The sequence below is a fragment of the Edaphobacter sp. FHG110511_03 genome (assembly GCF_059115365.1).
Genome location: NZ_JBZYWL010000001.1, coordinates 1,666,419 through 1,691,717 on the forward strand (window position 1 = coordinate 1,666,419; position 25,299 = coordinate 1,691,717).

General features: G+C 53.8%; 12 protein-coding genes. 6 read left to right on the top strand and 6 right to left on the bottom strand.

Annotation, left to right across the window (positions count from 1 at the left end):
* Positions 1-159 precede the first annotated feature (159 nt).
* The 3 genes from AC5S26_RS06835 to fdhA all read left to right on the top strand — a co-directional run bounded on the left by AC5S26_RS06835 (position 160) and on the right by fdhA (position 7,626).
* Positions 160-3,669, top strand: a complete 3,510-nt coding sequence (locus AC5S26_RS06835; protein WP_494184099.1) for an outer membrane beta-barrel protein — start codon at positions 160-162, stop codon at positions 3,667-3,669.
* Positions 3,670-3,772: 103 nt separating this feature from the next.
* Positions 3,773-6,286 carry an amylo-alpha-1,6-glucosidase gene (locus AC5S26_RS06840; protein ID WP_494184100.1) on the top strand — a complete coding sequence of 838 codons (2,514 nt, stop codon included), beginning with the start codon at positions 3,773-3,775 and terminating at the stop codon, positions 6,284-6,286.
* Positions 6,287-6,426: 140 nt separating this feature from the next.
* Entirely contained in the window at positions 6,427-7,626 is a 1,200-nt protein-coding gene (fdhA, locus tag AC5S26_RS06845) for a formaldehyde dehydrogenase, glutathione-independent (protein ID WP_494184101.1), read from the top strand.
* A gap of 94 nt (positions 7,627-7,720) precedes the next feature.
* Here fdhA and AC5S26_RS06850 read toward each other — a convergent pair whose 3' ends face one another.
* Positions 7,721-9,961, bottom strand: coding sequence for an alpha-galactosidase (locus tag AC5S26_RS06850; RefSeq protein WP_494184102.1), 2,241 nt, complete (start codon positions 9,959-9,961; stop codon positions 7,721-7,723).
* 159 nt (positions 9,962-10,120) lie between these two features.
* Between AC5S26_RS06850 and AC5S26_RS06855 the strand changes: the two genes are divergently transcribed.
* Positions 10,121-11,215: a LacI family DNA-binding transcriptional regulator gene (locus AC5S26_RS06855; RefSeq protein ID WP_494184103.1), complete on the top strand. Its 1,095-nt coding sequence runs from the start codon at positions 10,121-10,123 to the stop codon at positions 11,213-11,215.
* Here AC5S26_RS06855 and AC5S26_RS06860 read toward each other — a convergent pair.
* The 4 genes from AC5S26_RS06860 to AC5S26_RS06875 form a co-directional block, all read right to left on the bottom strand.
* Positions 11,212-13,218 (bottom strand): glycoside hydrolase family 97 protein, encoded by a 2,007-nt coding sequence (locus AC5S26_RS06860; protein ID WP_494184104.1) that lies wholly within the window; start codon positions 13,216-13,218, stop codon positions 11,212-11,214. The genes AC5S26_RS06855 and AC5S26_RS06860 overlap by 4 nt on opposite strands.
* A 56-nt stretch (positions 13,219-13,274) precedes the next feature.
* Positions 13,275-14,705, bottom strand: coding sequence for a sugar porter family MFS transporter (locus AC5S26_RS06865; protein WP_494184105.1), 1,431 nt, complete (start codon positions 14,703-14,705; stop codon positions 13,275-13,277).
* 2 nt (positions 14,706-14,707) lie between these two features.
* Positions 14,708-18,052 carry a DUF5107 domain-containing protein gene (locus AC5S26_RS06870; RefSeq protein ID WP_494184106.1) on the bottom strand — a complete coding sequence of 1,115 codons (3,345 nt, stop codon included), beginning with the start codon at positions 18,050-18,052 and terminating at the stop codon, positions 14,708-14,710.
* Between the two features lie 447 nt (positions 18,053-18,499).
* The gene (locus tag AC5S26_RS06875) at positions 18,500-22,009 is read right to left on the bottom strand and encodes a TonB-dependent receptor (RefSeq protein ID WP_494184107.1); all 3,510 of its coding nucleotides are present in this window, start codon (positions 22,007-22,009) and stop codon (positions 18,500-18,502) included.
* Between the two features lie 240 nt (positions 22,010-22,249).
* Here AC5S26_RS06875 and AC5S26_RS06880 point away from each other — a divergent pair, with 240 nt between their 5' ends.
* Together AC5S26_RS06880 and AC5S26_RS06885 are read left to right on the top strand one after the other, a co-directional pair.
* Positions 22,250-23,308 carry an aldose epimerase family protein gene (locus tag AC5S26_RS06880; RefSeq protein WP_494184108.1) on the top strand — a complete coding sequence of 353 codons (1,059 nt, stop codon included), beginning with the start codon at positions 22,250-22,252 and terminating at the stop codon, positions 23,306-23,308.
* 305 nt (positions 23,309-23,613) lie between these two features.
* Positions 23,614-24,261, top strand: coding sequence for a glycerol-3-phosphate responsive antiterminator (locus tag AC5S26_RS06885; protein WP_494184109.1), 648 nt, complete (start codon positions 23,614-23,616; stop codon positions 24,259-24,261).
* On the opposite strand, the gene AC5S26_RS06890 is transcribed toward AC5S26_RS06885, so the two are convergent.
* Entirely contained in the window at positions 24,254-25,297 is a 1,044-nt protein-coding gene (locus tag AC5S26_RS06890; RefSeq protein WP_494184110.1) for a 2-hydroxyacid dehydrogenase, read from the bottom strand. The genes AC5S26_RS06885 and AC5S26_RS06890 overlap by 8 nt on opposite strands.
* Positions 25,298-25,299 lie beyond the last annotated feature (2 nt).

Genomic DNA, 25,299 nt, shown 5'->3' on the forward strand with positions numbered 1-25,299 from the left:
TCAGTATTTCACGCTCAAATTTCACCCGTCAAACGGGGTGCGCACCGTGAATACGGTGACATTCATGTACTTAGACGCCGAATGTTTGTGACTGTTGCGTAAAGATGCTCATCTCTTCGACAGGCAATTTGTATTTGCCTCACTAATTAGGAGGACCAGATGTTGAATCAAAAAAGAGCGGCCCGCTTATGGCTTGGGTTAGTAGCAGTGTGTCTGCTGCTGTCCGGCTCGCGAGGCATGCATGCACAAGCGGTCTACGGTTCGTTGTACGGAACCGTGACCGATACTTCGGGGGCAGTGGTTAAAGGCGCTACGGTTACAGTCACGAATGCGGCGAAAGGGATCACGCAAAGCGCGCAAACGAACGAGAGCGGAGCGTGGAGCGTCGCTCACCTTATTCCCGATAGCTACGATGTGAAAGTGGAGGCTCCTTCGTTTGAGTCAACCGAATCGAAGGGAGTGGTGGTTCACGCAGACGTAGCTCAGCTAGTCGATGTAAAGCTGGGCGCTGGATCGAGCGAGACAATAAATGTCTCGGCGAATGACATTCCGGCGTTGAAGACAGACCGAGCCGATGTCGCCCAGATTCTGGACGAGCGGGCGGTTCAAAATCTTCCGAACCTGAATCGCAACTTCACCCAGTTTACGCTTTTGACGCCAGGAGTGCAGCATTCGACGTTCAACATCAATGGCCCCGAGAATCCGCAGGGCACAACTTCGGTCACGACGAATGGATCGAGCTACGGTGTTCAGGGCTGGTTGCTGGATGGCACGGACAACCGTGAGCCGGTGCTTGGAATTATCGTCATCAATCCAACCCTCGATTCGGTAGGGGAACTAAAGGTAACGTCGTCGAACTATGATGCTGAATTTGGAGGCGCGATCGGCGGAATCGTCAGCGCGCAGACGAAGTCCGGTGGAAACCAGTTTCATGGAGATGCCTTTTTCTTCCGCCACAGCGGCGAACAGTTGGCCCGCAATCCTTTCTCGCAGTCCTCACCTGACCCGGTGACGGGGAAGTTTATTCCCAATCAGGTCTTCGGCCAATTTGGCGGATCGCTTTCGGGACCGATCATCAAAGATCGCACGTTTTTCTTTATGGACTACCAGGGAACGCGTCAACGGCTAGGCGCGAGCCAGTTGTTGTCGGTTCCGACCCAGCAGGTTCGCAATACCTGTATCGATCAGACGAGCGGAGCGGCTTGCGATCTGAGCCAGTATCTCGGTTCGCAGCCCATCTATAACCATGTTGCCGGTAACGGTGTTCCGGGACAGCAATATGCCAGCAATGCGATTCCGCGTTCCGCGCTGTCTCCGCAGGCAATCGCCTTGTTGAAGCAGCTGCCGGCTCCGAATACGAACGGCACTTCAGTTACGAATAACTTCGCCGCATCGGGCAATGGCAGCAACGATGCCGACCAGGCAGATGTGCGACTCGACCACCAGGTCAATAGCAAGATCCATGCCTTTGGCCGCTACGATTACGCGCTTTTCCGTCTATTTGGAGATGCAGCGTTCGGGCCGGCAGGCGGGCCGGGCTTCGGCATCGGAGGAACGACTGGGCGGTCTACGGTTCAGAATCAGAGTGCGGCCCTGGGCATGGACTGGGCTGTGAGCCCGTCGCTGCTGACAGATCTTCGCTTCGGTTTTCTGAGCTACCACGTTTCGGAGAATAAACTCACCGCGGGCCAGACGCCTGCGTTGAATGCGGGCATTCCTAACCTGAATACCGCGCCGGACAGCAGTGGCCTGCCGAACTTTACGATGACGGATACGATCAGCAACTTTGGCACCCAGGGATGCAATTGCCCCCTTCAGGAGAGCGAGCAGGTGTTTCAGCTTGCGAATAACTGGACCAAGATTCTTGGTAATCATTCGATCAAGTTCGGTGGTGATATTCGCTATGCTCTGAACCTGCGCAATGCGAGCGACAACGACCGCGCCGGCGTCCTGAACTTTGCATCGGCTTCGACCGCTGCCGGTCCTCTGGATCCGGTTGCATCGAGCGGCAATGCGCTCGGATCGCTGCTGTTCGGGCAGGTGGCTCGCTTCCAGCGATTCGATGTGTATTCGCAGGACGCCTCTAACCGCCAGAAGCGCGGCGCGTTCTATGCGCAGGATTCGTGGCGCGTTACCAACAAGCTGCAGGTTAACTATGGCGTTCGCTGGGACATCATCTTTCCGGAAACCGTCAATAGCCCGGGAAATGGCGGCTTCGCCGATATCAATGCGGGTGGAATCCGAGTTGCCGGTGCAGGCGGGACTGGAACCAACGGTGGTCAGAAGATGGACTATACGAACCTTGCCGGCCGGTTCGGCTTTGCGTACCAAGTTCATCCTAATACAGTTATCCGTGGCGGCTTTGGCCAGGTCTATGACAGCGTGGGATTCTTCGGCACGCTCTTCGGTTCGATCCTGACCCACAATCTACCGGTTGTGAACAACGAAGACCAGGGCTCGACGAGCGCGACGGGGCAATACTTTGCTACCTTGACAACGCTGCCTGCAAAACCGGCGGCTCCCACGATTCCCAGCAATGGGATTATTCCTTTTTCCAACAGCTCCAGCCCGCAGTTCCGTGGTGACCGTATTCAGCTGCCGAAGGCGGATCAGTGGAACCTGACGCTGCAACAACAGTTCACGAATACCTTTACGGCTGAGATCGCGTATGTGGGAAATCACGCAGAACGCATCTATCCGGGTGAGACCTACGGGTATGACTTCAACTCGCCGCTTCTTCCTACGTCGCCTGCCCAGCTTGGTAATAGCGCGGCGCGGCGGCCTTACTTCAATCAGTTCGCCGGGACCTACCAGGGTGCTGCGGTCATCTGCTGCTCGAATGGTCTGACATCTGCCGCGCCGTCGGCGAATGCCAATTACCATGCTCTGCAGACGAAGCTGGATAAGCGGTTCAGCAACGGCCTGCAATTCAATGCGAACTACACCTGGTCCAAGGCGATCAACTATGCCAACGATGCAGCATTTGCGAACTATCCGGAGCTTAGCCGCGGACGCAACGACACAAATCGCACGCATGTTTTCGTGATGAGTGGAGTGTATGCACTGCCTTTCGGCAGAGATCGTATGTTCGCAAGCAACGTCAACCACATGGTCGATTATGCGATTGGTGGTTGGACCCTGAGTGGCAGCACAACATGGGAGAGTGGACGCCCGTTCACGCCTACCTATGCGGAGTGCGGAGCTGATCAGGACCTGGACAACAACTTCGGTGGGCCCGGTGTCAGCAGCGATTGTCGTCCTGACAGCGCCGGTGGTGGCTTTACAACCCAGGTGAGCTCGCTTGATCCGGTGACGCACTCACGGCAGTACTTCACGCCGGTCGCTCCGCTGACGGCGCATGGAGACACTGCGGGTGCGTTTGCCCGGCCCGCCTTTGGCACAATTGGCAATATCGGCCGTAACTCCCTGGTGGGGCCTCGCGACTATTACGCAGATGCTGCTCTCATCAAGGATATTCCAATCACCGAACGCGTGAAGGCCCAGTTCCAGTTCCAGGCCTTTAATGTCTTCAACCATACTGCGCTTGATATTCCAACAGCGTCGAATGCACGCTGCGTCGACTGCACTGTGGGTGGCGGCGTCATTACCAGCCTGGAAGGAAACTCCAGCATGCGTCAGCTGCAATTCGCTGGCCGCATCACCTTCTGACGCAAGATGAACCTTGACAGGAGCTGTCTTACGGCAGCTCCTGTTTTGCCTTACCTCCGCAAGTCATCATCAACTAGAATCCCGAGTGACAAGAAGAGGACACGTGCGACACTTCTCGTACAGAATGCGTCTATTTTGCGCTTTTCTGCTTTCCCCCGCTTGCATTGCCGCGGGACAGGCGCGGTTCGCACCCGTCTCAAGCTTTCCGTTGGACAGCAACAAACTGCTTATTAGGCAAGCTGCACAAGCTAATCGTCCGTTCAGCGTGACGGGCCAACGTGGCGCCATTCTCGGCCAGCAGGATGGAAGCTTCGAGCTATGGCTGCTTCCCGTGAAGATTCTGCACAATGCGCGCCTCACAGCTCGATTGGAGGGTTATGAAACTACGATCGATCTGAACAAACACGCCTCGCAGATCGAAGTGCGACCGGATCACACGACCATCACCTATTCCCATGCCGCGATTACGGTGAAGCAGCATATGTTTATTCCGCGATCAGCGAATGCGGGCGTTGCCACGGCGGTGGTCCTATTTGAGATTCACGCGATTCGCCCAGCTGTGGTTACGCTGCAGTTCGAGCCTTCGATGGAGCGTCAATGGCCGGCTCCCAACTTCGGACGGCCAAACGCGTCCTGGACCAGCGTCGACACTGGCGGGATCTATACGCTGGCAACGGACAACCCGAATTTTTTCGGAGCCGTCGCGATGCCAGGCAGTGAGCGCGGCCCACTTCGCCCTTATCAAGAACGGGCGCAGACGCTGCCCCTGGAGTTCAACATCCATTACGATCCGGCTCGAGATGATGGAAGGTTTTTTCCTCTGCTGGCAGCTGTTACCGGTGTTGACGGCAAACCGGAGTTGAGTGTGGATCAACTTCAGAGACGTTTGCTGGAAGCTGCACAAGGGGTGCCTGCGCTTTATCAATCCACAGCGGAGTTCTTCGATCATTTCTTTGATACGAGGCTGACGACGCACACGCCTGACGCGAGGTTGGACGAGTCGCTGCAATGGGCGGAGATCTCCATTGAGCAGGCAAGGGTTCTATCTCCCATTGGATCCGGGCTGGCCGGTGGATGGTACACGTCAGGGGATTCGGCGCGTCCTGGGTTTGGCTGGTTTTTCGGACGCGACACATTGTGGACTCTCTATGCCGTGAACAGCTATGGCGATTTTCAGCTGAGTCGTGAAGCGATGGACTTCCTGTTAGCTCATCAGCGTGCGGACGGCAAGATGATGCACGAGTATTCGCAGACGGCGGAACTTGTCGACTGGGTCCATCTTCCGTACCTCTACGCGGCCGCAGATTCCACGCCTCTGTTTGTGATGCAGATGGCCGATTATGTTCTCTCCAGTGGAGATATCGAATATCTGCGAGCGCATTGGGACAACGTGAAACGCGCTTATGCTTTCACCCGAGCCCACACGACCCATGGCGTCTACGACAACTCTCAGGGCACGGGATGGGTGGAAGAATGGCTTCCAAAGATGCCGCAGCAGGAGATCTATCTGGCAGCTCTCGACCAGCAGTCATCGGAGGCGATGGCGAAGCTGGCGAGGTGGATGAAAGATGACACGCTCGCATCGACGGCAGCGCAGCAGGCGAGGACGATTCGCGATTATCTTGCCACATACCGCAGCCAATATGGCTTTTACAGCTTCAGCCATGATGGAGACTCCTTCGATACGCGGCATACGATCTTCCCTGCGGTCGCGTGGTGGAGTGGCTCACTCATGCTTCCGCAAGAAGACAAGATGTTTGACGCCTGGGCGTCGCCGCGCTTTTCCACCGATTGGGGAACACGTTCGATGGGAGAGGGTGAGGCTGCCTATGATCCTCTTAGCTATCATCACGGTTCTGTGTGGCCGCTCTATACAGGCTGGGCCTCGCTTGCGGAGTATCGCGTTAGACGTCCGCAAGCTGGATTTGCCAGTCTCGAACAGAACGCACAGCTTACGTGGCTTCAGGATCCGGGTGCGGTTACCGAGCTTCTGTCAGGGCAGTTCTATCAGCCCCTGGGCAGAAGCAGCTCGCATCAGCTGTGGTCTTCGGCGATGGTGTTGAGCCCGGCAGTGCGCGGCCTGTTCGGTCTCGAGGCAGATGCGATGACGGGACGGCTGCGGGTAGATCCTCAGCTGCCTGCGCAGTGGTCTGAAGCTTCGTTGCAGAATGTGCCGTTTGGAATGACGCGGCTCAATCTAGAGATGCACCGAGTCGATGCAAATCTCGAAGTTGAGGCGGTCTCGCAAAAGCCGGTCAGGCTCTGTCTCCAAAGCTCTCGCGAGTTTTTCGCAGAGGCATCGTGCGATGCAACTGAGGCGACCAGCCATCGCCTGCGAATCCCACTTCCGACGGTGGAGGTGGGATTGGAGCCGAAGAGTGTGCAGCCGGGGGCCAGTACTGAGCAGCTGAAGTTTATCCACCAGGAATATGGGCCGCACTCCCTGAGTGTCAGGCTGGATATACCTGCTGGGCGCGATTCAAGGATTTACCTACGGACCAATGGCACGGTTCGCAATCTGAAGGTGACGGGAGCGCGACGCGACGGGGATTGGCTGATTATCGCCGGCAACGCCACCGGAGGATATTCAGAAAAAACGATCCAGATCAGCTGGTAGACGTATGCCTAGAAACGTCGATGACTGCTTTTTCTGGAATACATTGCAGAAGTCAGGCAAAGGGGCAGTGAAAGCCATCGTCTTATGAAGAGAAAGCAGCGTTGTCCTCAGGCGGGCTTTCGAGAAAAGGAGTAAGAGCTATGGCTGGCAATCGCGGTGTCGTATATCTTGGACCAAACCATGTAGAGGTTCAGGCAATCGATGATCCCAAGTTTGAAAATCCTGCGGGCAGGAAGATCGAACATGCTGTGATTCTCAAGGTTGTCTCCACCAATATCTGCGGATCGGATCAGCACATGGTTCGCGGTCGAACGACCGCTCCCAAAGGGCTGGTACTTGGCCACGAGATTACTGGTGAGGTGATTGAGAAAGGTAAAGACGTTGAATATATTGATGTCGGCGATCTGGTAACCGTGCCATTCAATGTTGCCTGCGGCCGATGCCGCACCTGCAGAGAAGAACAAACGGGAGTATGTCTAAACGTCAATCCCAGCAGAGCTGGCGGTGCGTATGGTTATGTGGACATGGGTGGGTGGGTCGGGGGACAGGCTGAATATGTCATGGTTCCTTATGCCGACTTCAATCTAATCAAGTTCCCGGACAAAGCACAGGCACTTGAAAAGATTCGCGATCTGACAATGCTTTCCGACATTCTGCCTACGGGGTTCCACGGCGCAGTCACAGCCGGTGTCGGAGTGGGCTCGACCGTGTATGTCGCAGGCGCGGGTCCAGTTGGCATGGCGGCGGCGGCATCGGCACAGATTTTAGGGGCTGCTGTTGTGCTGGTAGGCGATATGAATCCGGCTCGGCTGAAGCATGCTGCGTCTGTGGGCTTTCAACCCATTGATCTGAGCAAGAGCGACAAGTTAGAAGAGCTGATTGAAGCTGTGCTTGGGGTTCCCGAAGTGGACGCGTCCATCGACGCGGTGGGTTTTGAGGCAAAGGGACATGGAGCGCAGCATGCGGTCGAGGCTCCTGCAACGGTGCTGAATTCCCTGATGGCCATTACCCGCGCGGCCGGAGGGATAGGAATTCCCGGTCTTTATGTGACTGAAGATCCGGGTTCGAAGGACAAAGCTGCACAACAGGGAGCCTTGAGCATGCGGTTTGGCCTGGGATGGGCGAAGTCGCATCGCTTCTCCACAGGACAGACTCCGGTTCTCAAATATAACCGCGCGTTGATGCAGGCGATTCTGCATGATCGACTGCCCATCGCAAAGATTGTGAACGCCACGGTGATCTCTCTTGACGAAGCGCCCCAGGGTTACCGTGACTTCGACTCGGGTGTAGCAAAGAAGTTCGTGCTCGATCCACACGGGCTACTTCAAAAGACAGCGTGATCTTTATGCAGAGGGAAAGGGGATTCCGGTATTCCCCTCTCTTCGCATCTTGAGGTACGGTCATGGCTTCGGCACTGGCTCTTCATCCGCCACATCATTTACCCGCGACAGATTCCTGCCGTTCAAGTGTGAAGGCCATCGCCTGGAAGTCTCCGCGCAACTCCACGTCGATTCCGCGATGCATCCAGTAAGCTCCACTTGCAGAGGCGGGAGTTTCTGAGTTGACTTTGCCATTGAGGGGTTGAATCTTATAGATGGCATTTTCATCCAGGCCGCGCAGATGGATGCGGGGAAATGGATAGTTCTGTGTGCTGGAATGCAAAAATGCGAAGGCAACTGCGTGGCGTCCATCGCGGGAGACACTTTCCGTGACGGATTCTTCTCCCTCGCGCGGCGACATCAACCGATAGAGCGAACCACGTTGAACCGTCTCTCGAATGGATTTATAGCTCGCAATCATCTTCGTCGCCACCTGGAAATCCTCTGGAGACCACTTGTTGAGATTCGCCCCTACGCCTAACGAACCTTGCATGGAAGAGAGAAAGCGATATTCCAGCGAGAGCGTACGGTGATTCACCCAGGTGGGTGAGTCGGTGACCCATGCCATCATGATTCCCGGAGTGTAGGCGTAGGTGAATCCATCCTGAAGTGATAAGCGATCATAAGCATCGGTATTGTCGGATGGCCAGACCTCATCTGTGAGGTGCATCACGCCAAGGTCAACGCGACCGCCGCCGCCAGAGCAGCTCTCGAATTCGACGTTTGGATGCTTTATCCGTAACTGGGCGAGGATGTCGTAGAAGTTGCGCGTGAAGTTGATATAGACGTTCTTCTGCTCTTCTACTGGAATCGCAGCCCAACCGGGCTCGGACCAGTTCCGGTTGTAGTCCCACTTGATAAAGGAGATGTCGTTCTCGGTGAGGAGCTTATCGAGCCATTGCAGAACATAGGCGTGAACGTCAGGACGAGCGAGGTTAAGCACTAATTGATTGCGACCTTCTGTTTGAGGGCGGCCTGGAAAATTGAGAACCCAGTCCGGATGTTTGCGATAGAGATCGCTATCGGGATTTACCATCTCCGGTTCCACCCAAAGGCCAAAGTCCATCTTGAGAGAGTGGACTTTGTCGATGAGAGGCTTCAATCCGTGGGGAAACTTTTGCGGGTTGACATACCAGTCGCCAAGACCAGCATGGTCGGTTTTGCGCTGCCCGAACCAGCCGTCGTCCATCACGAAACGTTCAACGCCCAGGCTGGCAGCTTTTTCTGCAAGTGCGATCTGGCCAGCTTCGTCCACGTTAAAAGTCGTTGCCTCCCAAGAGTTGTAAAGGACAGGCCGCAATTTAGGCGTGGGGGCGTGCGGAAGAAGGGTGTCGATCTCGAAACGATGCAGAAGGCGTGATGCTCCGCCGAGGCCGTGGTCAGAGTAGCCACCATAAAAGAAGGGAGTTTGGAAATGCTCGCCCTTTTTGAGAAAGTATGCAAAATCGAAAGAGTTTGGGCCGCCGGTGACGCGGATATCCTGAAGCGCGTTTTGTTCGACGGCGAGCTTCCAGGAACCGCTCCAGCCGAGTGCGCCAAACCATACGTCTCCGCGATCCTGATCTTTCTCGGATGCATGGTCAATCATGAACCAGGGATTGTTCTGTGCGCCGGTTGTCCCTCGGCGGCTTTCCAGAACCGTCTTTCCACCGTGAATGGGCTGCTCCTGAAGATTCCACTCTGCTGCCCATCGGCCTGTGACATAGTGCAAACGATAGTCAGTTCCGCGGGGCAGATTCCACGTTCCTGATGCGATCTGTTCAATATTGAAGGAAGCAGAGGTCTTGTTTTCGATATTCGCGGAACGGCGCAGAATCCCAGACTCCGTATCGATGCGGTATTGAAGGGTGACATACACCTCGCGCGAGATGTCTTTCATGAGGATATCGACCTCATTTCCGTCAACCTTATTCGAGACGTATTTGAGAACGAGGTCGCGATTGCCGTCGGGGAATGTAATTTTCAGGTCGGGCTCGACGTAGAGCGCTCCGCCCCAGCCGATGAATTCCTGCGGTGTTGTATTGACGGGCATGTCAAAGGATGCGGCTCCGTCCGCAGAGCGTGCCGCGTCGAAGTGTTCGCTTGCCGGTAGATGTTTTCCCCAGTAAATCGTCTGCACCTCGCCCTGGGTATTGATGCCAAGGACGTAAGTCACATCTCCGCCATCGAGGCGAAAGACATTTGTCTTTGCGTCGAACAGTGCTGAAGCATAAGCTCTCTTCGGTAGCGCCGATGCGAGGATGCAAAGAGTGAGCAGGGGCAAAAAGAGACGCCGGACGATAGATGAGAATTGCATTCGGAACTCCTCGAGAAAATGTACAGGACGATTGACAAACATTTGAGCAAATTCGCGCCGGACAGTCATTCATCGTATCCCCAATCCAGTCGGGCCTTCGCTATGAGAGAATGCGTCAATTGAAGGTTGTTTCTATGAGTAGGATTATTTTTATCAGCCATGGAACTTGAATCCAAGCAAGTTGGAATTAAAGAGATTGCGCGAGCCCTCAAAATCTCTATCGGTACGGTAGACAGGGCACTTCACAATCGTTCGGGCGTGAGCGAGAGGACGAAGAGCCGTGTGCTGCAGATGGCGAGCAAACTGGGATATCGGCCCAATCTTGCAGCACAGGCCTTGAAGCTGAACCGGCGCATTTCGATAGCGGCGGTATTGCCGAAACACATCTCGTACTTTTTCGACCCGCTGCGCGCAGGGATCGCTTCGGCGGCCGCTGTTGCGGTGCGGGGCCAGGTCGCAGTGGATTTTATTGAGTATCCCAGACTTGGCGTGGGGGACGAAGAGGCCCTGCAGAAAGCGATTCATCGAGGCTATGACGGGATCATCTTTTTGCCGGGCAATATGCAGCGATATGATTCGATGATTCGTAAACTCTCGCATGGCGGCACTGCCATGATGTGCGTGGGTTCGGACGCGCCAACCAGTGAGCGTATCGGATCCGTAGGAGTGGATGCGTATGTGAGTGGCGCAATCGCGGCTGAGCTGCTTTCCTTTCGATTGGCTCAGAAGGCGAATGTCGCAGTGTTCAGCGGGGAACTCTCCCTGATGGACCATGCGGAGAAACTGAGGGGATTTGCTGCCACAATCGCCGTGCAGGCACCGCACTTGACGTTGCTGCCAGCGCTTGAGAGCCATGAGAGGCCCAAAGAGGCCTACCGTCAGACCATGGACCTTATGAAGAAACGAACACGTCCTGAAGGGCTGTACCTGAGCACCGCGAACAGCCAACCTGTGCTGCAAGCGCTGGACGAGCTGAATCTTCTGGATAAGGTACATATTGTTACGACGGACTTGTACAAAGACCTGGTTCCATTGATTGAGTATGGAAAGATCCTCGCGACGATTTACCAGCGCCCCTTCACGCAGGGGAAGCTGGCTTTCGAAAATCTCGTAGCCTATCTGCTGCAGAAGGATGAGCGACATCGGTACATTCGATTGGCACCCCATGTTGTTCTCCGGAGCAATCTCTCACTCTTCTCCGACGACGCCCCTGAGAGGGTGGCGCGAGTCGAAGAAGAGCAGCTGAATTTTTAGTTCCTGTTTCCTGGCACAAGACGGATAGCTGCACCCCCACCTGGAGCGAGATGTAAGGTGATGGTATCTGCGCTTGTAACCGATTTCTTCGATATGAGCAGGTGCTTCGGCTGTTTGTCGGCATCTGGCGCATCTTCGTAGGCTTCAGCAGTGTATGTTCCGGAGCCCAGGAAGCGAAGCGGGATGCGCAATGTGCGTGGTGTCCAGTTTGTCATGCTGCCGAGATACCACTCTGCGCCATGACGCCGTGCAATAGCTGTATATTCCCCGGGATCGCTGTCGACGACGTGCGTCTCGTCCCATTCAACAGGAACATCTTTCAAGAACTCCAGGCCAGGTTGCTTCACATAGTTCCGTGGACTATCGGAGAGCATGGGAATTGGCGTCTCATAGATGACATAAAGCGCGAGCTGCTGGGCTCGGGTTCCCATCGCCATCGGGGCCTCATTTCGCGGGATGAAACCATCTTCGGTTGCATTGTCGAAGGCGCCAGCCGTGAAGTCCATAGGCCCGGCGAGGAGCCTGGTCGAGGCAAAGGTTGTGCGGTCTACCGGACTGTCACGGCGACCGACCTTGTTATTTTCGAGACCGAGAACAGCCTCGTAGCTCATGACGTTGGGATAAGTGCGAAGCAGGCCCCATGGTGTTCGCGAACCGTGGAAGTCGACCATCAGGTGATGCTCTGCGGCATGCTTCGCAACGTCATAGTAAAACTGAATTCCTTCTTGATCATCGCGATTGATGAAGTCAATTTTGAGCCCGGCGACCCCCCACTTCTCATAAAGAGGGAAGGCTTCGCGCATCTGCTTAGCGACAGCCTCAGAGTATAGCCAAACCCAAACTTTTACATGTTTGGTCGCGCCATAGCGAACGAGTTCCGGAACATCAACCTTTCCGTTCAGTTGCGTAATATCGCCGGGCCTGGACCATCCGGCATCCAGCATGAAGTAGGGCAAGCCATTTTCCGCGGCGAAATCGATATATTCCTTCATTACCTCCGTGGTAAAACCGCTTTTGTCTGTAACGCTGACGTTGTCTACCCACCAGTTCCAGGAGGCCTTTCCACCTTGAATCCAGCTTGTATCGGAGATGCGATTCGCAGGATTGAGATCGGTGAGCAGATTGGACTCGATCAATTTTCCTGGCTCATCCGCTACAGCGAGGATCCTCCAGGCAGAATGATGAGGAAGATTGTCAATTGCAGCATACTGTGGATCATCCCATCGAGGAGATAGTTTGACCGTGAAGTAATGGCCCGCCCAACTTCCAGATGGATTGGTCAGGTACATGGAACTATTGCTTTCAAGGTCAGATTCCATCAGCGATAACCACGCAACGCCGGGTTCATGCAGGAGGACAGGGGTACCAATGAGGAAGTGACTGGGTACTCCTCCTTGATTGCTGAGTGCGGAGAGATTGAGTTTTACATATTCACTCTCGTAGCTGCTGCGATAGTTGGGAAGCGCGAGCATCCATGCGGTCGCATCCTGGCTGAATCGAAACTCGGTTGCTTCGGAGCGAAGGCGAAGATCGCGAACAGAAGGTTGCGATGGTATGCGATAGCGGAAACAAAGGCCATCGTTGTAAGCACGAGCATCTACCAGGAGCATACGGGGGTGTTGTCCCAGCTCCGCAACCTGCAAGGTAATCATGTTATAAGCATCATGGACCTTGCTGACTTTAGTGTTTCTCAAAGGATAGTCATCAATTCCGGAGGACTGTTTAGTTTCCACTACATGAACGTCGGAACCTAATACTGCGCCACCTTCCAGATCGAGGCCCAAAGAAGAAGCATCAACGATTGGCTTGCCGCGGAATGTGGCGGAATAAATGAGTTGTCCCGCTTCGCCTGCTGACGTCGGTGTCTTCCTGATTCCGAATGTCATCGTCAGTCTGCCATCAGGCGAGGATACTGACGGGGCCACCTCCTGCGCCTGCAACAAAGGGGAGAACACCAAAAAGAAGACGAAGGCGGAAGATAGGGCGGATAGTCGAGACAGCATGAGATCACCTCAAAGGGTTCGTTTATTTTTCCCGGGCGCTAGGAATTCTCTATCGATCAATTTTTTGCCCGAGATGCGGCTTCGATTTGTTCCAAAGTGTATCCACGAGTTTCTGTAACGCCGAAAGCGACCAAAAGTGCGCCAGCCAGGCAGATAGCACCGTAGCTGACAAATACTCCTCCTGTTCCCAAGCGGTTATTGAGGAAAGGGAAGGTGTAGGTGAGTAAAAAGGATGCGATCCAGAGAGCGCTGACGGAAGCCGAGACGCCATGCGAGCGGACGCGGTTCGGGAAGATTTCAGAGATAAGAACCCACGTGACTGGCGCCAGCGTAAGAGCATAGCAACCAATCGCGCTGAGAGTGAGGATGAGTACTGGTGTTCCCAGCTTGCCGTGGCTATAAGCCCATGCACATAGGAGGTGCGAAAGTGCAATGCTGATGCAGCCTGCAAGCATCAAACGACGGCGACCGAGAGAATCAACAAGAAACATCGCCAGAATCGTAAAGACAAGATTGATCGAACCTGTGATGACGATATTGAGGAAGATGTCGTTCGATCCGTAACCAGCACTTCGATAAATTTCTGCAGCATAGTTAAACAGAATGTTGATGCCGGTCCACTGTTGCAGAACTGCCAGCGCTATTGCCACGAAAAGAATGCGGCGAACGCCTGGACGCAAGAGATCGCCCCATGATGAAGCCGTCACGTCGGCATTGAGCGAGTGTTCTATGCTCGCAACTTCGGAGGCAGCATATGCAGGGCCGCCGATGCGAGTTAGAACGGAAACGGCCTCTGACTCACGATTTCTGCTGACGAGCCATCGTGGACTCTCTGGAAGGGAGACGGATGCTATTGCGAAGAATGTCGCCGGGACAACGACAGCAGTAAACATCCAGCGCCAGCCATACTGTACATTCCAGCTCTGAAAGAAGACCTGCTGTGACATGCCTTGAGAGACAGGGCGTGCCAGGAGCCAGTTGACGATTTGTGCCAATAGGATGCCTGCGACAATGGCAAATTGATTGAGACTCACAAGACGCCCTCGAAGCGCGGCAGGACTGATCTCGGCAATGTAAAGCGGAGACACATTGGAAGCCAGGCCGATTGCGATGCCACCGATAATTCGCCAAATGATGAAGCTGGAGAAGGAGAAGGACCATCCTGTGAGTGCGGAAGAGACAGCGAAGAGAACGGCAGAGACAAGAAGCAGTGGTTTTCTGCCATATCGTTCTGTAAAGTAGCCGGCGGCAAGTGAGCCAAGGAGACATCCGAGAAGCGCACAGCTGTTCGCCCAGCCAACTTGGGCCGAAGCATTAAGATGGAAATAAACCTCGTAAAACTGGCGCGCTCCTCCGATTACAACCCAGTCATATCCAAAGAGCAGTCCACCCAGCGCGGCAGAGATGGCGATCCACCACACATAGCCGGTTTGTAACGGCGGTGTTTGCGTGCCTGATGCAGAATCAATTGTGAAGGGTCCCTGCATTCTCAGATCCCCAAGGCTCGCGACAGGTCTATCGCGCCAATGTGATTGCGGTCTTCGGCCAAGACCTGACGCAGCAGTTGAATGGCGAGAGGCGTGTCTCCAAGACCCAGCAAGGATTGTGCCTCAAGAAAATTTGCAGTGATGCTCTGGCGTTTCTGAAGATCTTCGTCAAAGAGAAGCATTGCTGGAAGCGAGGTCGCAAAATAATCGATCCTGGGAACCTGCTGACGTAGCCTTCGAGCATAATCTCGGATTTTCTCAAAGAGTAAGCGGGCATTTTCAGTTTCTCCCAGTTCTTTCAGCGCCTGTGCGCTCCAATAGGTCATCTCTGAGATCTCCTGCACCTGCATTTGCTGGAAGTCGCCCATGGATTGAGCTGCTCGTGAGAATACATGAAGCGAGGCTTCGAAATTACCGGCCATGCGCAGGCTTACTCCCAGCCAGTAATCGATAACACTTCGATTTTGGAGAAGGTGTCGCGCTTCGCTCAGACTTTCCGGTGGATGTTCTGCCAGACGCAGATGTTTGAGGGCTGTGCTGGCATCGCCGTGTGAAAGCGTACTTTGCGCCAGAAGGACGTGTGCTCTTACATATTGCGCGAGCACTTGTCCTTCGCCGCCTTCCCAGGGCTGAAAGTGCTGGTCGAGGATCAGGTCGAGTGCCTGTTGATACTCTCCCTCGCTATTAAGAAGCGATGCAAGTTCGATCGAGAGGTCATCTCGAAGAGATACCAGGTCAGAATGATTCCTTAGTTGTTGAAGCCGTTTCCTAGGTTCCTCGCCCGTATGTTTCAGGAGCTGGTCGTATTCGTAGAAGATACGTGCATCTTTTGGGGCAACCTTGCGAGCGCGACGGAAGGCATCCAGCGCCTTCTCCGGCTGCTGCTGCATATTGAAGTAACCCAAGCCAAGATTTCTCCAGACCGTTGGAAACTCGGGATCGAGTTCCGCAGCACGTTCCCATTGCGCGATTGCTTCTGTATGTCGTTTCCGGTCGTATAAGAAGTTGCCGAGGTAATACCGGGCTCGTGCGTCATCGGGATATAAGCGTATCGCCTGCTCAAGCAGCAGCATCTCTTCGATACGGCTGGGAAAAACATAGGCAGGATCTGCTGCTGCGGCTTCACGATAGGTCTTTTCAGCGTCCTTCGCACGACCGAGGCGTGCGAGTACGTCTGCCTTGACATAGAGCAATAAGGCGCAAGGTCCATTCAGGCTGGTCCTATCTTCGGGAAGAATTTCCTGAGCTAGGTCAAGCAGATTAGCCTGACAGAGGCTAAATGCAAGGTCGAGACACTGCTGCCCATCTTCGGGAATAGCGCCATTTCTTAGAAATTGAGAGAAAACGTCGAGTGGGTCGAGTTCCAGTGTTGCCTGAAGCAATTGATCCGCCTCGGCATTCCGGCCCAGCTTGCGAAGAACGATAGCTTTTAGATTGAGTGCGTTAAGGTTCTCAGTTTCTGCGCCCAGGGAGCGGTCGAGATGATCGAGCGCAGTATTCCACTGATGATGGATGCAATCGATCTCTGCAAGGCGATGATACGCCGGAGCACGCCAGGCCGCGTTCCAAGCCGCTTTATAGAAGGCACTATAGGCGTCGGAGATGCGCTGCTGCGCCAGGAGTACGAGACCGAGGTTATACAGAGGCTCTCCATCATAGGGATTGGGATTGCGCTGTGTGAGACGTTGAATCGAAGCTCGGAGATGACGCTCAGCGCATTCGAGTTCGCCTCGACGCAGGTGCCATCGACCAAGCGCGTTATTGCATCGGCTATCTCCTGGATCTCGACGCAGCGCTTCTCGCCAGTAAAACTCGGGGTAGCGCGTGGGGTGGCGATATTGCTCAAGGTGAAGACCGGTCAGATAGAGCTCATCCAATGAGCCGGTCTCCTCGGGGGAGGCAGGCTCGGTCGCTACCTCTGGAGGATCGGCTTCTCCAATCTTCGCCGGCGCATAGCAGAGCAGAGTCTTCTTTCCTTGTTCAAGGACAACTTCAAAATCGGTCAGTTTCTCAGTAGCGAAGATGTAATGCAAAGGGTGCTCAGCCAGAAGATCCCCGCACCACCGGGCAATCTCATGGCCACTTACCCGCACCGCCAACGTGCTTTGGGGACGGTCGCTGGTCACCTGAAGGTGAACGTTGAGTCCGCCGGGAGTAATCTCGACCCGCACGGCTGCAGCCAAGTTTGCGAGATCGGGTACTCCGATCTCCCGAATGGGATACCAGAACTGGCTGAAGGACTTGGTTTCCCCCGGTGCGAGAAATGAGAAGTCCGGTTGGTTATCGGTATAAACGCCGGCCATCAACTCGATGTAGGGGCCGTCCTCGTCTGTCAGGCTACGGTCCCACGCATAGCCGAAATCGTGATTTCCCCATGTCCACTGCTTTTTCCCCGGAGAGATGTAATGGTTGGCAAAGGACACGACTCCTGCCTGTCGTTTGTGATCGTATCCTCCGGCAAAATCACCTTTGGAACCGTCGATCATGTAGCTGGTGGGAACGGGGATATTGGCGTACCAGCTCAGATCATTAGGCGGATAGGAGCCATCCGGTACGAAGTGAGGGGGGGCCTCTTCTGCCGGAACGCCGTGCCGTGCCCTTTCGCCATAATCTATGCCATAGTAGTTTCCCTGACTAAACGGATAATGGGTAATGGCACGTTTGGCGTGATCAGCCGCAAAGCGGACATCCCTGGGAAAAAAGGACTGGTACTGCTCATGAACGTGGGTAGCTACATTTGCCCACCAAAGGAACGTTTGTGTTTGCTGTGTACGGTTGTACAGACGGACGCGAACTTCGATGTACGCCTTTTCAGGATGCAGGCGGATACCATGCATGCCTTTCATGCGGGTCATCGGGTCATGATCACTACACCAGATCGTGACAGCGCCATCTTTTTCCCGCTCAATCGTAGTGTCTACGGGCATGTAAGTTGCAGGACGATGATGCTGTGGCCAATTGAACTCTACGCCACCTGAGATCCACGGTCCTGCCAAACCAACAAGGGCAGGTTTTATAACATTTTGCCTGTAAAAAAAATCGTAGCCGTTGAGCTTATCCATACCGACATGAATACGGCCCCCGATCTGTGGAAGCACCATCAGCCGTAGATATCGATTTTCAATATGGATTGCCTTCCATTTTTGGAGCGTCGGGACGGTGTCGATACGATCGATGACAGGCAGCGGATATACGCGACCGCTGCTGCCCTGGTAGACCCGCTTCTCCAGAAAAAGTGGATTACGGTCAGCCACGGCGGGAAGATAGGTTCGCATTGTCACGTCTTCTTCCCATGCCTTGACCTGTCCCGATTCGTTGGTCGGTGCTTCAGGCAAGATGAGTTTCACGTGATCAATCGCTTCGCTTTGCATTCTGCCCCTGGAATGTGGTCTCTCTCGAATATCGTTGAGAATCTATCTCGTGTACGTTACCGATCATTGCCAAATCTATGTTTCTAGAAATAGAGATGTCAAGTTATTTCAAGGGAAAAAGGGCTTTAGGTCCGCAAGCGAAAGCTGCAGCATCTCGCTAGGCGTTAGCGCATCCTTCGCAGGCAATTGGAGAGGATATTCGTCGGAGTCGCGAAGGGGCGCTCATACCCTCCTTCTTCAGCGTGCATCACCCAATAATCGCTAGGGCAGAACGACATTAGCTCCTAATCCGTCCGTAAAGCGGGTGTTAACTTTCGCCAATGTAGTTGAAGCCGTTACTTGCGCGATCATTCACAGGTCTGAAGCAAGCCTTCCAGGACAGGGTAGCAGGCTACCGCTGTCCCGAGGAATATGCTCAGCGGTTTAGAAGACATACTTGAGAGAAAGTTGAAGGAAGCGGGCGTCCGGCGCGTTCGCCTGGAGGTTTTTCGGGCCTGTGATCTGACCTCCACCAGAGCCGTTGTTAGTCGTGGAAGGTTTGTCGAGGGTTGGATGGTTGAATACATTGAAGGCATCGACTCGAAATTGCAGATACTGCTCGCGGAAGGTGGGGAAGTTCTTGAAGAGCGAAGTATCCGCGCGCCAGTATCCTGGGCCGTAGACGATGTTCTGTTTATCACCAAGATAGGCGAGCGCCACCGCGGGATCCGTGATCAGCGTACCTGCCGGGATGCTATCTCCCGCGAGAGGATTTGCAAAAGAGCACGGGTTATACCAGTTTTCCTTCGTACGAGTCTGAGTTGGACAGCTTGCAGCGCCTCCGGGGAGTGGAGTTCCACCTGGAGCGAAAGGGTCTCGGATCTTGACAGCACGTGCGGACCCGCCAGCTACCGTAGACCCGATTGGCGAAATACCACCAAGGGGAATTCCGGACTGTGCAGTAAGGGTGCCGCTCAACGACCATCCACCTACCGCCAAATCCATCAGGCGGGAATCATGGAGATAGGCTCTGCCATGACCGAATGGCAACTGGTAGTTTCCATTGAAGGTGAATCTATTACGGATGTCGTATGAGGAATTTGTGTATTCCGAGTTCAGGCCCAGCAGGTAATAGGATCGAACTCCGATGCCTGTAGACAGACCGCCTGCGGAGCTGGAATTATCCAGCGCGTGAGCCCAGGTATATGTCGCAAGGAACGAAAGTCCTTGCGAGAAACGCTTCTCGAGTTTGGCCTGAAGAGAGTTGTACGAGCTGATGCCGGAGTACAGAATCTGCCCCGTACCGCCGAGGCCCGGAAAGGGTTGCAGATTCTGCGTATTTGTACTTGCTCGCGTAAGGGCAAGTGCGGAGTTAGGTGCCCAGTATGTCGAAAGGTGCCGCGATACATTTCCCACATAGGCTATTGAAGCAACCAGATCGGAGGTGAAGGCACGCTGGAAAGAAAGGCTGTAGTTCTGTGTATAGGGAGTCTTGATGCGAGCGTCGGTAGAGTGGAAGCCTGGTTGCGATGGAGAAGCATCCGTCGTGAGTGCAGGCAGGCCGGATTCCAACGTGTAAGGCAGCGGGGAGCAGTCAGCCGCGTTGCAGGTTGGCTGGTTGTAGGTCGCGGTCAGGTTGAAGGGATAGTTGGCTCCCAGATTTCCGTTGCCATGGCTTTGCAGTCCGCCATAGAAGATGCCGTAGCCGCCGCGGATGACTGAGTTGGAATCGAGCTGATAGGCGAATCCCACGCGGGGTGCGAAGTTCGTCTTCTGGGATTCAAGCAGCCTGGTGTTATCCACATATTGAACTGAAACATTGTTTGCGGCCAACAGCGAGAGGAAGGCGGGTGCAAGCGCGTATTGTTGCGCCCCCTTTGGGAGCTGATAAACTCCCGTCCCGTGTGCGATGCTTACTGGACCCGTGAGAACGAAGTTCGCCTGTTTGTCTCTTGATTCCGCATAAGGTTGGTACCAATCGTAGCGAAGGCCCAGGTTGAGAGTGAGTTTCGAGCTGATTCGCCAGTCGTCCTGCCCGTATCCTGAGTCGTACCACTGCTGGTCGTGGACGCCGGGATTGTTCGTGATGTAGGCAGAAGACATCTTGTTTGCCAGGAAATCCGCGGTACCGCTGGTAGCGCTTGATCCAGGGACACTGGTATAGGATCCGTTGAAGCTGTACTGGCCGCGGGGATTCTGTGCGTAGGTGTAATAGAAACGGATGTTTTGGATGGCAACTCCGAATTTGAGTGAGTGGTTGCCGATGATTTTGGTAACGTTGTCGAGAATCTGATACACGTTTTGTGATTCGTTAGAGGTTCCAGAGGAGCCCCAGAAACGAGCCCCTACTGTGCCTTGGAGTTGACCTTGCGGTAAACCGCCTTGTAATGGAGAGAATGGAACGTTGCCAAGTCCGAGATCACCGGCGAGTGTGAAATTAGTCGCATTCGGCTGAAGGAAATTGAAGACACCCCAGTTGTATCCGAAGCGGAACTCGTTCGTCATGGATGGACTGAAGGTATGCGTCTCGCTGAACATCCCGTTTTCGGCGAGATTGGTATCCTGCGCTCCACCGTAATCACTGCCGTCGAGGATCGGGCCGAAGGGGAGTTCATTCGTGATGATTTGGTGGAGATAGCTGAAGCGACCAAAGATCTGATCTTTCTGACTGATGTTCCAGTCGACTCGCTGATCCCACTGAATGGTGTTGTCCTTCTTGCCTACGTTTGTTGTGAAATTGTTGAAGGTTTTTCCACCATTCGTATTCGGAAGCGGATACATGTTGAGGATGTTCTGAGCCACCGGATTGATATCAGCAGGGCAGAAGACATTCTGAGCCCTACCGCATGGAGCCCCGAGGCGTACAGTTCCTCGACTGAGAGGCTGGTAAAGGTTGATCGGACCGGTATAGCCCGTGAGATTCGGATCGAGCAATTCGGTAAAGTCACCGCTACGCATCTTGGCCGTAGGTACGGAATAGTTGCTTGTCTGTCCGATAGAAAGACGGTTCGCCTCGATATCGCCGAAATAAAATATCTTGTCCTTCCATATCGGAAATCCAAGAGTAGCGCCGAATTGGTTCTGATGGAATGGAGGAATCGTAAGTGAGTTCCAGTTCCGGGCATTCAATTTGTCGCTGCGAAAGTATTCCCAGACGTCCCCATGAATCCGGTTCGTTCCTGACTTGATACTGGCGTTAAGGACGGCACCCGCAGAGTGGCCAAACTCGGCGCTATAGTTGCTGGTTTGCAGGTTGAATTCAGCCAGCGCATCCGGCGGGGGGCGTTGCACGAAGGTTGATCCATTCAGAAAGTCCACAAGATTCGTGTTGTTATCGACGCCATCGAGAATGAAATTGTTCTGCTCCGCGCGCTGGCCATTCGCTACAAAGTCGCCCTTGCCGGATCCGCGTGTCTGGCCTTGCGGAGGTGCGATGCCTGCGGCGAGCTGCGCGATAAAGACCCAATTGCGTCCATTCAACGGAGTTTCATTGATTGTTTTTGAATCCATGACTTGCCCGATTGCGCTTGTTTGCGTCTCGAGCAGAGGTGGTGCCGTGCTTACAACGACGTTTTGAGTTATCTCGCCCGGCTTCAGTGAGAAATTAACGCCCAGGCGGCCCTGGACATTGAGTATCAGGTTTTCTCGCGTTGTCGTTTGGAAGCCAGCTGCTCCGGCGGTAACGCTGTAGCGTCCGATCTTTACGGGAGAAAAAGTATAGATGCCGCTCTCATTGGTGAGCCGCTCGAAAACTAAACCTGTATCGGAAGAAGTGAGTGTGACCTTTGCATTGGGGACAGAGGCTCCACTCGCATCGGTGACTACGCCAGTGACGGTTCCTTGATCCATCTGCGCATGTGACTGTGTGACGAAAAATGCAGTCGCTAGAACGCAAAGCGTCCCATGGAATGCGAGAAGTGCAAAACGATGCGTAAATTTCTTGAATGAAGACATGCTGGCCTGCCTTAGTAACATCGGAATAAAAACCTGCTCCCCGCTTCTCAAAGTGCGATTCTGAAAGGCGATGAGGTCGAAAAGAACAGTGTGTAGATTTGACCGTGTTCGTTCACGTAAATTGTCGCTATATTGAAACGAAAGCGAAACTAATCCACTACGTGAACGAATGTCAATTATAATTTTTTGAAAGAAAAACCTGCCTGGCTTCTCCGGGCGATGAACAGATCGAGAATCTTCATGCAATCAGAGCGAACAGTTCATGTCCAAGAGGAGCGGCTGGGTAAGAGCTTAGACGGAAGCTACGCCCACCTCTTTCATCTAAAAAACGATGTACTTGACGTAAGCCTTAGCGACTATGGTGCAAGGCTGGTCCGCGTAAGAGTCCCAGATAGAAGTGGGTTGCGGGAAGACGTTGTTCTAGGATTTGACACGCTCGAAGGCTACATCAAGGACATTTCCTATATGGGGGCTATCGTCGGGCGTTTCGCTAACAGGATTGCCAATGGAGCTTTCGAGCTAGATGGAGAGAAATATGCGATCCAGTTAGAGCCAGGTATGAAACACGCTCTCCATGGAGGGGCTGAGGGATTCGATCGAAGATTGTGGACGCCGCAAATCATTCCGTCGGGAGTTCGCATGCAGCTTACGTCGCCACATGATGACATGGGGTTTCCCGGCAGGATGGAGGTGGAGGTTCGCTACGTGCTGTACGGAAGTGAGCTCCACATCATTCTGGAAGCAATTACAGACAAAGCTACGGTTGTAAATCTCACAAATCATGCCTATTTCAACCTAACAGGCAATGATCACGACGATATTCTCTCGCATGAGATCAGGATTTTTGCGAACACCTTTACCCCAATTGATCGCGAGGCAATTCCGACAGGAAAAATTACAACGGTTCACGGGACTTCTCTCGATCTGCGACGGTCGAAGAGGATCGGGGACCAGATTAGTAGTTCTGATGGCCAAATCGAGTTAGGAGAGGGTTTTAATCACAATTTTGTTCTCGATGGTGTCGAGAGCAAGGTCAGGCCAGCTGCAGAGGTCCATGAACCGGTTTCTGGACGGACCCTTTTGGTAGAGACATCGCAACCGGGGCTGCAGTTTTATAGCGGGAACGCGCTCAATGGAATCAAAGGGCGACACGGAAAACCTTATACGCGGCACACGGGATTCTGCCTGGAGACACAGCACTTTCCAGACTCCCCCCATCACCCGCATTTCCCATCTACAGTTCTTCATGTTGGTGAACGATTTTTTTCGAAGACGATCTATAGATTCGGCAACCGATGACTTGCTTAGCCCTCGACTCTTCCAGGAGCCTGGCTAGTCGTCAGGAGAGTTTACCGGGATCCCATCAATCTCGATGTGGTTCAGTTTGGGTGAACTGAATTACCTGGCCAGTCTTGAGGATTTTCACGTTTCGCCTGGAGGCGCCTATGGCTACTACCACGTCGGGCTGATAGATACATTGCCACAACGCTGCGGAGATATAGAAGATCTAGTAATTCATTCATGCAAAATCTTTGAAGGGTGTGTCGGTACTGTCCGCGAAGCAGAGTGTCGGACTCTTCGAATATGATGACAACGAGGGAATTATGGCGATCCAAGTAAAGTTTGGGCCGAAAGAAAGCAAGCCTTCACGTCCAGGTGCTTACAGTGTTGGCAAGGCAAAAGCTGATCTTTCGGACCCGCCGAAGCTCATGACTGGTCCTCTCATTGCATCGGTCAATTCACTTGAAGCGTTTGAAACAGCATTGTTGGCTCCCACGCGTTGTCTGTTCATTCTCACGGGCAATCCGCTTACGTTGCCCAACCTGCTCCAGCGTGCAAACGATCATGGCAAACTCTGCATGGTGAACATAGATTTCCTCGATGGACTTTCGCGGGATCGTTTTGCCGTTGAATTTCTGGCTGCAAACGGTGTGGCTGGAATCGTTTCTACTCGGTCCGAGGCACTCAAATTTGCGCAAGGGTTGGGACTGATGACGGTGCTACGTACTTTTGCTATCGATACGGCCGCCGTCATGGCGGCAAAAAAATCGCTTGCTCAGTTCAGACCGAATGCAATAGAGGTTCTACCCGCCATGGTTGCGCCACGCGTAGGGAAGTGCCTGCGTGAAACTTACTCCGATCTCACCACTATTGGTGGAGGATTGATTGAGAATTTAAAAGAGATCGAGGAGTTGTTAGCTGCGGGGATTCATGCCGTTACCACTAGCAATTCCCGTCTTTGGCTTATTTGAGGCCTAATCCTTCTTGTACTTGTGGATTTGCGCAATACCGCAGGTTATATCCATTGAGATATCGATTCAATTCTTCAGCGGCAATGCGGGTGGCTTTGATAGCGGCTTGCTGCGTCCCCCCTGCAATATGCGGTGTCATGATGAAGTTGGGGAGTTGAAGCAGGGGGGAGTTGGATGCGAGGGGCTCGGAGGGGAAGACATCAGCCGCCGCGGCAAACAAGTGCCCAGAACGCAGAGCGTCGGCTACGGCCTCATAATCCATTAACGATCCACGCGCACAGTTCACCATAATAGATCCTTGTTGTAAACGGGCGATTTGCTCTGCTCCAAGAATGCCTCGTGATTCCGGAGTCTCACGTGCATGGAGCGAGACTATGTTCGACCGGTCCAGAAGTTCAGCCAGTTCTACTTGTTTCACTCCTTCTTCTTCACCGATTTCTGCGTAGGGATCATAGACGAGAACGTTTGCACCGAAGCTCTTCAAGATATGGGCTACGATGTGGCCGATGGCTCCGTAACCAATCAATCCCGCCGTTGCACTCTCAAGCTCGAAGCCAACGGTCGCCCATGTGTAGTCTCCCTTCCACTGTCCTTTGCGGATGGCCGCATCCGCGTCGGGTATCAGGCGCATCGCGCTGAGCATCATGGCGATGGTATGTTCTGCGGTTGCCGTTGCATTCCGCGCAGGTGTATAGGCCACGACAATGCCATGTTCGGTTGCTGCAGAGACATTGACATTGACCGGACCTCCGCGGCAGACAATGAAGAGCCGCAAATCGGGAGCGTTCTCGATAACGTACTTCGTCAGGGGAGCATGGTGCGCAATGCAGATCGCGACACCGCGCAGCGCCTCGATCATCTGTTCTTCCGAGCCGGAGGCTTCACGAACTTCTGCGATATCGCGAAAGGGCTCAAGAGGAAATGGGGTAGAAGCCTCCACGATGCTAAACCGTTCGGCGAGACTTCCAAGACTGGTGCGCATAAGGCTGGGAAGAATGAAATGGTCACCGATGACGAGAAGTTTCTGTCTATCCATTC

Bases quoted from the DNA above. Each gene is read 5' to 3' on its own strand.
- AC5S26_RS06835 (WP_494184099.1), top strand. From the start codon at position 160: ATGTTGAATCAAAAAAGAGCGGCCCGCTTATGGCTTGGGTTAGTAGCA.
- fdhA (WP_494184101.1), top strand. From the start codon at position 6,427: ATGGCTGGCAATCGCGGTGTCGTATATCTTGGACCAAACCATGTAGAG.
- AC5S26_RS06850 (WP_494184102.1), bottom strand. From the start codon at position 9,961: ATGCAATTCTCATCTATCGTCCGGCGTCTCTTTTTGCCCCTGCTCACT.
- AC5S26_RS06855 (WP_494184103.1), top strand. From the start codon at position 10,121: ATGGAACTTGAATCCAAGCAAGTTGGAATTAAAGAGATTGCGCGAGCC.
- AC5S26_RS06860 (WP_494184104.1), bottom strand. From the start codon at position 13,218: ATGCTGTCTCGACTATCCGCCCTATCTTCCGCCTTCGTCTTCTTTTTG.
- AC5S26_RS06865 (WP_494184105.1), bottom strand. From the start codon at position 14,705: ATGCAGGGACCCTTCACAATTGATTCTGCATCAGGCACGCAAACACCG.
- AC5S26_RS06875 (WP_494184107.1), bottom strand. From the start codon at position 22,009: ATGTCTTCATTCAAGAAATTTACGCATCGTTTTGCACTTCTCGCATTC.
- AC5S26_RS06880 (WP_494184108.1), top strand. From the start codon at position 22,250: ATGCAATCAGAGCGAACAGTTCATGTCCAAGAGGAGCGGCTGGGTAAG.
- AC5S26_RS06885 (WP_494184109.1), top strand. From the start codon at position 23,614: ATGGCGATCCAAGTAAAGTTTGGGCCGAAAGAAAGCAAGCCTTCACGT.
- AC5S26_RS06890 (WP_494184110.1), bottom strand. From the start codon at position 25,297: ATGGATAGACAGAAACTTCTCGTCATCGGTGACCATTTCATTCTTCCC.